The sequence below is a fragment of the Flavobacterium sp. NLM genome, from assembly GCF_002210235.1.
GTDB classification, from domain to species: domain Bacteria; phylum Bacteroidota; class Bacteroidia; order Flavobacteriales; family Flavobacteriaceae; genus Flavobacterium; species Flavobacterium panici.
The window spans coordinates 359045-371580 of sequence record NZ_LIAC01000001.1; the positions used below are offsets into that span (position 1 = coordinate 359045).

Here is a 12536-nt window from a genome sequence, read left to right on the forward strand (position 1 = left end):
TTAAAATTTATTGTGTGTTAACTATCAACTCAAATTTACTTCTCTTCATAATCTCTTTCAGCCTCCAAACATTTTTTATGTGGTAGTTGAATTAAATTATAAGGGATTATCTCGCTTTTGTATACCATCTAATTTTGATTGTGGTAAAGAATTGTATAGTTCATCTATTTCTTTTGGCTCAGTAATAAGTTTTATGGCTATAAAATTAACTAACTTAAAAAGCTTATTGGCAATCTCTCGATTATCATTCAAATTTAATTCTCCTGGATGAACAGATTCATTACCTATTACCCTTACGCTATCAAGTGCTTCCTGAACCTTTGGCGGTAAACCTTTTGCAACTAAATTTTTGATATCTGTATTTATATCTTTTCCTATTTCACCAAGATGTTTGCAAAGTTTTTGGATACATAGCCTCAATAGTGCAGCTGAACTTCTTGGAGAAAGATTTAACACGTTAGCAGCTTCATTATAATCCTCAATAATATCAGCAGGCAAATCAATATTTGCAGGTTCAACAGTGGAATTTTGAGGATAAATAATTATTTCACCAGCCCACATTGTATTGCCTTTACAGTTTGAACAATATGAGACATGAAAATCTTTAATATCTTGTTGTATATTTCCTCCAATTCTATGTGATATCGTTCCTTTAAAATACGACCAACTTTGATGAGAACATACATGACAATGTGGACAATTAAATGCGGTCAATTTTAACTCTGGTGAAATATATTGAGTTTTCATACTATTTATATTTTTTAATTATTTTGTTGATAATAAGTTTACAATTATGGAAAGTTTTTGATAACAATTTGTTTATGTGTTTTTTATTCTGTCTCTGGCGATATAATATTGCTATACCCTTACTAATAAAAAAGTGTGGGAAGTTAATAAGTTCTGTTCTTTTATTTCTTAATTTAGAATAGTTCTCCATTTCTAAAATTTTCGCCAATATCAAATGATTGTATTGAGAAGTTTTTAGGATATTTATTTTTTTTCAGCGACAACATTATTAATAAAAAGTTGTCCAAAATTTGTTAGTCTAATTAGTTTTCTATTGAAATCTATAAAGCCCTTACCACTTTGTACAATATCTGCTTTTAAGGTAAATAGAGAATTGTCATTTTCTAATCGTTCATAAACTCCCTTTGAAATAATATATTTTCCAACTGGAATTTCTGTAAGCCCAAGTCTGCATATATTATCTATGTAGACTGGTGTTAGATCCGGTTTTTTTAAGTTAGATAATTTCATAAAGTAAGAAAAATTTTTATAGACTACTACTTCTGAATTTGATTCAGGAATTTGGTGTAAAAGATCTATTAGAGGAAATTGGTTTTGAGAGCAAAAAGTTTGTAGAATTAATGCTTCATCACTTGACAAATTTTTGATAATTTCTACGTATCCAGGATGTATTGAATCTGCGGATTTATTATTCATTGCATTAGCTAAAAGATTAGAATATAGTTCCCTTAGATTTAAATCTTCACCAGTGAATCTTAATGCTTCAATTGTAGGGCCTGCTATTGATGGCGAAGGTGTTATTATGTTTTCTTCAGGGACATTTTGTAATTTTTTAGTCACACTTTGAGAAATAAACTCTTCTATTTTTTCATAACCCCATACTAATCCTTTAATTGGTGCTAAGGCAATATTTACTGCTTTTGTGACGGTTTCTAAAGATTTGCCAATTTGTTGAGCAGATGGTTGTAAAGTGTCCTGATATATTGGAATAGCTTTTACTAAACCAGTTACCGCATCAATAGTTGCTTTTACATTTGTTTCTTTATTCTCGTTATCTTCCATTTATAATTTTGATTATAGTTACATGCTAAAATATTGTTGACTAAAATGATTATATTATTTATAAACTTCCCAAATGAAAAATACTGGGAAGTTTGTGGGAAGTAATAATGCAATACATGCTTAATGATTTTTTTATGTTGGATTTAAAGTATTGATATTTAGCTATTTAGTCATTAACTAAAAAATATGTTTGAATCCTGACACAAACAAATAAATCCCTATGTATCAGATACATAGGGATTATTCCATTTTAGAAGTGACAGGGACAGGACAAATTTCAACATCATTTTTGGATGATTTGAAGAAATTGGCTTACTATATGTAATGGTCTGTCTTCCATTGGCTTTGTAAATTTGGTTTAGATGTCCTGTTGGGGATTGATGCAAAAAAATATAAAAACTCAGTTGGTTTATGACAGTAAATTAATATACAATTCTAAAAATATTATAGAGGGTTTGAAAAGAAAGCTTAAGTTGAGATAGGATTGTCTTTCTTTGGCTTTATGAATTACTTGCTAATTGGGGTGTGAACCACCGAAAAAAGATCTTTGAAGATGATATATAAATATTTAAATTTTGTAGAGCCAAACATTGTAAAATTAATGCATCTCAAAAAACGATGATTTTAATTATACGATATATGATTTTTGTATTTAAAAAAGAATTTATCTTTAATTTAGGTCTCTGTTTCTAAATTTTTGAACCTAAGTTTCTTAGGGTTTGCATATATTATGTTTCTGATATTCCAAAATACAAAGTGCCACGATTTTGCCACAAAACTTAATTTACAAGGGTCTACATTTGCTTTGCTTTAATTGTCTTTGCCCAGCTCTGATAGATTGGGAACCAGACACGATCTCCATTAGAACCGTTGCAAAGCATAACGATACCGCTCTTGGTGGGTAGATGTAAAAACATTGCTGCACTCCAGCCTACGTTTTCTCCAGTATGTCCAATTGTTTGAAGATCTTCAAAATTCATGAATCGGTATCCAAGGCCACTTTTTCCTTCGCTCGAATATGGAAAAACAGGTTGCTCCATCAGTTGTATTGTTTTGGGCCTTAAAACTTTATTTAACTTCCGAGAATCAGTTGTAATGGATAGCTCGGCGAAATGTGCTAAGTCCACCACCGTTGTTTGTAATCCAGCAGCTGCTTGTTCTGTAAATATTCTATTTTTTATAGCATTCCCAAGCGTGTCGTACGCGGTTGCACAATTCGCTTTCATGTCTTCCGTCCACTCATAAGAGGTATCAGCTAATCCCAAAGGTAGGAATACATTTTTTTTCATATAGTCGGCAAATTTTTCATTTGTTTTTTCTTCAAGAAATAATTGTGCTAGTGTGTAACCGCCACCAGAATATTCCCACTTTGTTCCTGGCTCATTTATAAGATATACACTTTCACCATTTCTCTTTGTTTTTCCGTTGAGCGATTCTTCTAAGCTTAATAGTTTTGTTCCTTGTTCAAAGCCACCATATCCATGCACAGAAAGACCAGATGTATGGCTGAGAACGCGTCGAAGTGTAACTTTGGATACATCGTATTGGGATTTTGGTAGTTGCCAGCGGGTTAAGGATTGATTAATTGGCTCATCAAGTTGTACCATACCTTTTTCAGTAAGTTGCATAAATCCCCAGGCGGATACAACCTTCGAAATTGAGCCTATGTTAAAAATTGTTTGTGGAGTTATGGGTTTTTTAGTTGCCAAATCAGCATAACCGATGCATTGGATCGATATGATTTTTCCATTTTGGATAATAGCTACGGCTATTCCAGGAACATTGTTCTTTCTGGTAAAATCTAGTGCTAATTTTTGAATCTCTGTAGATAATAAATCTACTTTAATGATTTCATTTTCTTTTGTTGCAGTCTCGGCACGTTTTGTTGAGCAAGAAAAGAGAATTGCAATACAACACGTGATAAGTAAATGATTAAGTTTAGTCATATTCATTCGTGTTAGTTTTTAGATGTGTTACAATATTTATGCATTGGAATATTTCTGGTTTATTGATGATTAAATTTAGGGATAGTCTTGCAATGGTATTAATTAAGCTGACTTAATTTTTCTTCCGCAAAATACATATCTTGACACATTAATTAAAATTACTAGAATTATACATCCAAAATTTAATATATTCAGATTTTAGGAGTTAAATAAATTTCCAAAATGTCTATGTTCGCATCCACTAATAGCCTGCAGATGGATGGCACCTGTTCGCAATTTTCGTATTTGATCTTTATGCATTCTTCCAACTTCAAGATTTCCATCTCAAAGTCAAAAAATAGTCTGGCAGCTTCCCTGTTGCTTTCGGTTCTGACAACTATCCATCTTGGGTCATTTTTGTTTTTTCTCAAAATTAAAGGATTTAAGATTGAATGCTGTATTTGTGGCTCTTCATTGAGGTAGTTTTTACTTCAACCCACTCTGATCTTACAACTTCTGCAAAAAGTAAATTTACTAGATTGGCATGCCATTAAATTGTAAAAAAGCGAATGGACGGCTATTTTTTAAACGAGAGGAAGTAATTCGGTATATTTATCCCTTTCGGAGGAACTTTGGTAAATAATCGCGATGAAATAAACCGATTTTTACCTTACCAGATAAATAATTATAATCGGAAAAAGAAGTAGGAAATACAAATAATTATGAAATATTAAACCATTTTAAAAATAAGATTTGATTATTTTCAACTGCGCAATAATTAGGAAAATTTAGGATGTTTTAAAATAATAATTTTTATTCATTATAGGCGTTTGCATCATGTTGATTTATGCATAATTTTTAACGCTCCACAGGTTTTCGTGTTGATCCCTTGTTTTAGACTGCTGGCTTTTTTACAATTCATTTTTAAGAGTGCGATTCGAAAAAAATAAAAGAAACGAATTAAACTTATGTTGTTAAAAGATATATAACAAAAAAAAGGCGCCAATTGTCTTCAATTGGCGCCTTTTGGCTGTGTAGTGACCTCGACTGGACAAATTTCTATAAATTTTATGGAAGATTTGAAGAGATTGGCTTACTGGATGTAGAGGCTGTCTTTAGGTGGCTTTTGTATTTTGGTTTGGATGTCCCGTTGGGGATTGTTGCCTTATTGTATCAATTTATTTAACGCTTAAGTCAAATACACATCCTGGTAATAATGGAGGTTAAAAAAAATACTTCAAAATTGTAATAATAAAAATCGAAGTGTAATATTTTTAACAAGAACAGATATATCTGGAAATAAAGCCAATAGTTTAGATCGCAATAATATTTCATTGTAATTGTATTCTATGAATCAATAGCTTTTCCTAGATACTTTCGGAAGTCTGTTTAAGAGGAAGGGTAACTATAAATTCGGCACCATTTTCTTTTTCTCCCTTAGCCATTATAGTTCCATTGTGCCTGCTCACTATCTTTTGGCAGAGTGCCAGGCCAATCCCGTTTCCCTCGTATTCATTCTTGGAATGAAGTCTTTCAAAAGCGGCAAATATTTTTTCTGCATCAATAGGATCCAGCCCGATACCATTGTCTCTGAAGGAAATTTCAACAGATTCAACCGAATCGATATTCTTTATAGCCGATGTAATAATAACTCGTGGAGACTGGTTGGTTTTTGTGAATTTGAGCGCATTTTGGATAAGATTGTAGAATAGCTGATGAATAAGAATAGGGGCTCCCTGGATTTCAGGAAGATCACTTACGATTAAAATGGCATTTTTTTCTTTTATTATAAGCTCCAGATCTGTTTTGATGTTCTCCAATAAATCGTTTAGGAAAATCTTTTCAACAGGCTGGGTGCTTTTGTCTATTGTAGAGTAGGCAAGGAGCCCTTCGATAATGCACTGCATACGATTTGCAGAATGGGCAATTTTATTTAAGTGCGTAACAGAGCGGTCCGGCAGCTGTTTTGCGATCTCATTTTTTAACATGTTATTGAAGATCTTAATTTTTCTCACCGGCTCCTGAAGATCATGGCTCACTACATTGGCAAAATGCAGCAGGTCATCATTAGATCGCCGCAGGTCCCGTGTACTTTCCTGAATCTTTCTTTTGAGTTCTGCTTCAATTTCTTTTTGATTATGTATATCCTGAACAATTCCTAGGATTGTTGAGGGATCACCCTTTTCATCTTTTATGATTTTTCCAAAAACCTTAACCCATTTCACCGAGTTGTCTTTTTGTATAATTCTGGCCTCATAGCAGACTACTCCGTTTTCAAGGGCCTCTTTATGGGCTTTTTCCTGAAGGAAGCGATCATCCGGGTGCAGTTTTGATGCCAGTGACTGTACAGTAATTTCAGAGTCGATCGACCATAGTTTTTTAAAATTATCAGAAGTTTTGATCCTGTTTGTTATAATGTCGATTTCATAGCTTCCCATGCCACAGGCTTCTATTGCCATGCTTAGCATTTCATCGGAATTCACTATTTGACTTGTGGCTTCATGTAATTTAGTGACTTCTGTGCAGGTATGTACCACGCCGTAAACAACTCCTTTTTCATTGCGAAGTGGGGTGAAATTATAGTTAAAAAAAAGTGGTGTCCATACTTCATTTATAAGGACATCAATTTTTTTGTCATTGGACTGAAAAGATATTCCCGTTTTCATTACCGTAAGAATTTGTTCGCTAATAGAATCTTTGTAAAAATCCGCAATGATATCGGTAAACTTTTTGCTAATCACGTGCTCCCCTTGATTCCATAAAGTAAGCATGGCGGTATTTGCAAAAGAAATTAGTAAATCGTCACCACAATAAACTGCAGTGGGTATTGGAGTATGTTGTAGTATATCTTGTAGAAAAATTATATTGGTCTGCACATTTATTGGCTTTATGGTTGATACTAAGGTAGTGCGGTGCCCGGCAAGTTATGTTATACAATTTAAGAATAATGATTGTACAACTCCAATATAATTAATGTCCCAGCGGTTATGTTCTGTGAAGGCTAAATCAAAAAATCCCTATATTTTAATATAACTGCTTGTTGAAATTTTTATTAAGCATTTATATAGTACTTTTGGTGATTGTAAAACCGCTTCAATATGACAAGTCCTAAAAATTCTGCCCTAACTTCTGATGATCTGGAAGAAAAAGAGCCGGTAAAAATTATATTGGCCGAGGATGACAAGGATGATCAGGAATTTTTTTTGGAAGCTCTTGATGCAGCAAATATCTCTTCTGAAGTAACTACGGTAGAGAACGGAGAGCAATTATTGAGCACCCTGAGAGATCCGGATGAACCAAATCCTGATATTGTTTTTATAGATATCAATATGCCAGTTAAAGGAGGCAAGGAGGCGCTGGCAGAAATAAAGAGTGATCAAAAGCTAAAGGATATCCCAGCGGTTATGCTTTCGACTTCAAGTCACCCCAATGATATTGAAGAGACTTTCAGCAAAGGGGCAAACCTATATGTGCAGAAACCAAGTTCTTTTACCGGCTTTATTTTGATTCTGAAAAAAGTATTCCTACTGCACTGGACAAAAGTTTTGATAAATCCGGTTAAAAATATATTTTTTGTTTCTGAAAAGAATATTTCCCATAAGGACTAGATAATAGTATTTCTCATTGCGTATTGTAATTATAATACACTTTTATCCTTATTTTTGGGATGCAGAAATAATAGTATAGAATAAAAATCCCAATTTCAGCCAGTTCTAATTTTAATAGGGTACCTTTGGATAATTAAATACATTAAAATGCAAGAAGGTACAGTAAAATTTTTCAATGAAGAAAAAGGGTTCGGATTCATAACTCCTAGCAATGGAGGAAACGAAGTTTTTGTTCATGTTTCAGGTCTATCAGAAAACATTCGTCAAGACGATGAAGTTCGATATGACATTGAAGAAGGCCGCAGAGGTCCAAACGCAGTAAACGTAGTGATAGCATAATATACTATAACAGTTAGCTTATAAAAGGCATCTGCACCCCGCAGATGCCTTTTTTTGTTTTATGGATGTGGTATATTATTAGGATTTATTTTTTAGGAACTCTTCCCGCTGTAAAAGGAAAATTAAAAAACAGAATGTGATTTTTTTCAAAGGATCCATTTTAGTACAAATCTCCTGTATATTTAAATTTTAAATATTAGCTTTGGTCTGTTTCAGAGGTAGTGTAACTGTAAATTCAGCGCCATTATCCTTCTCGCCCGTGGCCGTTATGGTGCCGTTGTGCCTTTTGGCTATTTTTCTGCAAAGTGCTAGTCCCAGACCATTTCCTTCATATTGGTCTTTGGAATTTAATCTCTCAAAGGCTGTGAAAATCCTTTCGGCAAATGCAGGATCCATACCTATTCCATTGTCCTTGATGGTAATTTGCACTGCATCCTCGCCGTTAATAGTGACCAAGGCACTGGTAATAATAACACGCGGAGGCTGGTCTGCTTTGGAGAACTTAAGCGCATTTTGTATCAGGTTATAAAATAGCTGGGTAATGAGAATCGGTGCACCTTGAATTTCAGGGAGCACTGTTGCATTGAGTATGGCGCCTTTCTCCTTGATGATGAGCTCCAGGTCGGTTTTTATGTTTTCGATAACTTCCGACAGGTCAATATCCTCAATAGACTGCTGGGATTTATCGATTGTTGAGTAGCTTAAAATGCCCTCTATGATATTGTTCATCCTTAGCGCTGACTGGTCAATCTTGGTAAGGTATTTTTTGCAGCTCTCATTAAAAACAGTGTCTTTTTCATTTCGAAGCAAGGTATTGAAAATTTTAATTTTTCTGACCGGTTCCCGCAGATCATGGCTCACTACGTTGGCAAAATGCAGCAGATCGTCATTGGATCTTCTGAGCTCCTCGGTACTTTGGGCGACCTGTCTTTTGAGTTCATCCTCAAATTCCCGATGTTCATGGATATCCTGGATAATGCCTATAATGGCCGTATCATTGCCATTCTCATCTTTGATGACCCTGCCGTTAATTTTAATCCAGCGGGAGGTCTTATCCTTGCTTATAATCCTGCTCTCATAAGATACGATCCCTGTACTCAGGGCATCTTGATGTGCTTGTTCGCGTAGGGGTAAATCTGCTGGATGTAGTTTTGCAATTAGCTGCTCATTAGATACTTCCCCCTCAACGCCGACTATGGTGTTGAAATTCCCACATGTCTTTACTTTTCTGGTGGCAAGATCAATTTCATACGTTCCCATGCCCGAGGAGTCTATTGCAATGCGGAGCCTCTCCTGAGCGCTTTGCAGCTGCAGTTTTGCCAGGTGTATATCGGTCACGTCGGCCCCGGTGTTCATTACTCCGTAGATATGGCCATTGCTGTCAGCAAGAGGAATAAAGCTGTAGTTGAAATAGTGTGTTTTAAGTACCCCGTCGATCACAAGGTCTACTTTTTTATCCTTGGCATGAAAGGGTATGCCGGTTTTAAGCGCTGTTGTGGCCTGCTGGAAAAAATCTTCTTTTTTGACCTCCGGAAGTACCTCAAGGTAGTTTTTTCCCAGTACCTGATCGCCTTTTCCCCAGGCTTTGATCATCGCGGTATTAGCCAGTTCTATTTTAAGCTCATCCCCCGAATATACGGCAATTGGCAAAGGGGTATTGTCAACGATATCTTTTAAGAGACTCATATGTCGGTACATGGCAATCGGTTTTTGGTGGTTACGAAGCTAGCGTGTTATTTGGGATTACTATTCATAGAAAATCGGAAAAGTTTTGTACAATTACAACATAGGATTTTTTTGTTGCACTCCATAGAATTTGCTGTCGCTGTATTGCTAAGTTATTAAAAAGCAAATAATTTGTTTAACTTTATTTTGGAAAAAATAAACAAAATCAATCTGTTTAACATCCGGATTACTTTTTATAAATAAATTTAGAATATCGCGCTTGTTTTTTAGTAATCAATATCCGATACAATGAGTAATAGATTGTATTTGGACTATTGCCGCTGTATTCTGGTGTTGTATTTTATCTGGAGAAAATAGTACAGCCATTTTTAATGGGTTGTATAGCTATGATTGACCGATTGGAGCAGCATGTTACTGAATCTTTAATTTATTCTGGTGATTGCATGTTTTTTAATTTTCCCTGATAGCATGGTAACACTTTGATGTAATTGATGCCATTTAAGAAAAAAACCGTTGAAGGGTATTTGATATAATGAAATGGAAAACCCGCCACATACAGTTATGTACATGGCGGGGCGTCCATAAACATAATCTTCCATTTTATGTTTACTTATAATTTTCGTATTCAAAGGTGACCTTTAATAAAGGGATCTTCTTATAGCTTTGATGCTGGTAATTGTATAATACGCATCTGTACTTTCCTGAATTTATAATTTTAAAGAGACTTGAGCGATTAAATAGGTCGAAAATAAAATGATGACTGATTACAAAAAGACACCTGGTGAATCACCTGCGCCTTTATTTTTTTTTATGCTCATCCGTTTATTTTCTCCTTATGGTACTCCCGGAGCCATTTTTCCATTTTCTGCAGTAATTGGATTTCATCTGGATCGCCTAAGGGGTCGGAAAGTCCTGTTATGGTCCTTTGGTAATTGAATTTTTTATTCTCAAAGCAGCAGGTGAATTTTGGGAACTCGTTGTGGGATACCAGCCATTGGTTGCCATCTGCATTTTTTATTTCAAACTTCTTCATTTCTTGTAATCTCCTTTACAGGGGCAGGCCCTGATATGCTCTTGCTGTTATGCGCTTTTTTTGCTGCTGGATTGTAACGGGTAAAAGTAGGGGATTATTGCCCTTATGATGTTATATACTTTACAGGCGGGGTGTTTAATATTATTTTTAGGTTTATTATTGTTTTCTAGGAGCTTTTCCCGCTATGCGTTCCAATCTTTTGTGCCGAAACCCGGCACAAAAGGATTTCCACTGCTATCGGGGCTAAGGGCTGCGGGCCCTATTTTTGCATTTGGAAAAATGTAAATTTGAATTAAATTGTTGAATTTGTAATTTACAGAAGTTTCAAAAATTGAAAGATCTTGACGGCTATAGAAACAGCACTCGATGAACAGCCTAACAAAGGGCCGTTCCTTTTTTACTTATGCTTAATAATATCCTTTTTAGGCTTATCAAACAAGAGATAACGTACTGATTGAGTAATATAAAAATTGAAGGATGTAATATGAAAAATGGCGTCAATTGTCTTCAATTGACGCCATTTGGCTTGTATGTGACAGGAACAGGACAAATTTCAACATCATTTATGGATGATTTGAAGAAATTGGCTTACTACATGTAGCGTCTGTCTTTCATTGGCTTTGTAAATTTGGTTTAGACGTCCTGTTGGGGATTGATGCAAAAAAATATAAAAACTCAATTGGTTTATGGCGGTAAACTAATATACAACTCTACAAATATTATTCGTCTTTGCTTTTTGTGCGAGAAAAAAGATTAAGTCAGAAATAAGCCAATTTCTTGCATGAATTGAACAAGAAGTCAATAGAGCAATCCGTTAAGCTAAAATGCAGTTTAAAAGTAAAAAAAAATAACTTGAGTTCCAGATTTGTTGCATAAAGCTCTAGCATTTATATAGAATGGAACTTGAAGCTTTGAAAAAAATGTACTGTGCCTTTTAATTACCATACATATTAATCAAGCGAAACACCTGTAAAATTCACTTTAATTTTTTGCAGCAAAAAAACATCAACTCCAAATGCTGGATTTTAAAAAATTGCCTTAAGTTTAAAAGTTAATATTTTAACTTTGCTTTGTCATAATTAATAAAAGTGGGCAGATATACAGAAATTCGAAATTACAGCCTGCGGGATATTATTAATATGCTGGGGGAAGAAGCAGCACACGGAACAGAGTTTCATGTGCATTACAATAAAGAGGTTATTGAAGGAAATCCATTTCCTTTTCCTTTTAGAAGCTGCAATACCGCTGTATTGCTCATGCTGGAAGGAAGGATAAAAGTACAGATTGATTTGCAGACCTATATTGTTGGTCCAATGGATACGATGGTACTATCGTCACAGTCGATGATACATATTTTGGAAATTATAGAACCTGTTCAGAATATAGGTTGTGTATTTACGGACGAATTTGCTATGACCAATATGCTTAATTATGAGGATATAAGACTTTTTAGATTAACAGAGCTTAACCAAACCCCAATATTATCACTTACAGAAGATCAGTATAGTATTATTTTCGATATCATGACAAAAATGTATACACTGAATTTGTCACAATCAGAACATAATCTCTATAAGAAGGCAAAAATATTTCACTATTTCAATCTGCTGGCGCTTGAAATGATGGAAATGCACCGAAGCGGAGTAAATCAGGCCAATTTGAAAACCAATAGAAAGAAAGAGATCATTCATGAGTTTTTATCCTTGCTTTCGATTCATGTTCGCAATAATAGAAATGTCAAGTTTTATGCCGATAAACTATTTATAACTGCTGGGCATTTGTCTAAACTAACCAAAGAGGTTACGGGAAACACTTCGCGCGAAATTATTGAGGAAGCAGTAGTCATGGAGGCGCGAAACCTGCTGATGGAAACCTCTCATTCGCTGGCAGAAATTGCTGAAATACTTCATTTCAGTGACCAGTCTTTTTTCGGGAAATTCTTTAAAAAGAAAATGAAAATCACCCCAAAATCATTTCGAGACAAATACAAATAACATTAAAATTAGTGCTGTATTTTTCTTTAAAAACTACCTTTCTTATGCAAGTGAGGCGAAACGCTATTATCTAAAATGATGGTTATAGACCAAAAACGGCTCGGAACAGACCTTTTGTAGACTAAACATTCTATGGAGATTT

8 protein-coding genes are annotated in these 12536 nt (G+C 34.6%); 3 read left to right on the forward strand and 5 right to left on the reverse strand.

All coding sequences use genetic code 11. From position 1 onward, the window contains the following. Positions 1-96: 96 nt before the first annotated feature. From APR43_RS01535 to APR43_RS01550, 4 genes are all read right to left on the reverse strand, one after another. Positions 97-747, reverse strand: a complete 651-nt coding sequence (locus APR43_RS01535; protein ID WP_082356396.1) for a DUF4145 domain-containing protein — start codon at positions 745-747, stop codon at positions 97-99. A 243-nt stretch (positions 748-990) separates the two neighbouring features. Beyond that, positions 991-1809, reverse strand: a complete 819-nt coding sequence (locus tag APR43_RS01540; protein WP_053471277.1) for a DUF4393 domain-containing protein — start codon at positions 1807-1809, stop codon at positions 991-993. A gap of 794 nt (positions 1810-2603) precedes the next feature. Beyond that, positions 2604-3761, reverse strand: coding sequence for a serine hydrolase domain-containing protein (locus tag APR43_RS01545; RefSeq protein ID WP_053471278.1), 1158 nt, complete (start codon positions 3759-3761; stop codon positions 2604-2606). Between the two features lie 1340 nt (positions 3762-5101). Further along, entirely contained in the window at positions 5102-6610 is a 1509-nt protein-coding gene (locus APR43_RS01550) for an ATP-binding protein (protein ID WP_053471279.1), read from the reverse strand. Between the two features lie 222 nt (positions 6611-6832). Between APR43_RS01550 and APR43_RS01555 the strand changes: the two genes are divergently transcribed. After that, positions 6833-7342 carry a response regulator gene (locus APR43_RS01555; protein ID WP_053471280.1) on the forward strand — a complete coding sequence of 170 codons (510 nt, stop codon included), beginning with the start codon at positions 6833-6835 and terminating at the stop codon, positions 7340-7342. A 147-nt stretch (positions 7343-7489) separates the two neighbouring features. Beyond that, positions 7490-7681 (forward strand): cold-shock protein, encoded by a 192-nt coding sequence (locus APR43_RS01560; RefSeq protein ID WP_053471281.1) that lies wholly within the window; start codon positions 7490-7492, stop codon positions 7679-7681. Between the two features lie 189 nt (positions 7682-7870). Here APR43_RS01560 and APR43_RS01565 read toward each other — a convergent pair whose 3' ends face one another. Further along, complete coding sequence (locus APR43_RS01565; RefSeq protein WP_082356397.1) at positions 7871-9379, reverse strand: ATP-binding protein; 1509 nt, start codon at positions 9377-9379, stop codon at positions 7871-7873. Positions 9380-11488: 2109 nt separating this feature from the next. Here APR43_RS01565 and APR43_RS01575 point away from each other — a divergent pair. Further along, a complete protein-coding gene (locus APR43_RS01575; RefSeq protein ID WP_123924562.1) occupies positions 11489-12394 on the forward strand; it encodes a helix-turn-helix domain-containing protein in 906 nt (301 codons plus the stop codon). Positions 12395-12536: the final 142 nt, after the last annotated feature.

Bases quoted from the DNA above. Each gene is read 5' to 3' on its own strand.
- APR43_RS01535 (WP_082356396.1), bottom strand. From the start codon at position 747: ATGAAAACTCAATATATTTCACCAGAGTTAAAATTGACCGCATTTAAT.
- APR43_RS01555 (WP_053471280.1), top strand. From the start codon at position 6,833: ATGACAAGTCCTAAAAATTCTGCCCTAACTTCTGATGATCTGGAAGAA.
- APR43_RS01560 (WP_053471281.1), top strand. From the start codon at position 7,490: ATGCAAGAAGGTACAGTAAAATTTTTCAATGAAGAAAAAGGGTTCGGA.
- APR43_RS01545 (WP_053471278.1), bottom strand. From the start codon at position 3,761: ATGAATATGACTAAACTTAATCATTTACTTATCACGTGTTGTATTGCA.
- APR43_RS01565 (WP_082356397.1), bottom strand. From the start codon at position 9,379: ATGTACCGACATATGAGTCTCTTAAAAGATATCGTTGACAATACCCCT.
- APR43_RS01540 (WP_053471277.1), bottom strand. From the start codon at position 1,809: ATGGAAGATAACGAGAATAAAGAAACAAATGTAAAAGCAACTATTGAT.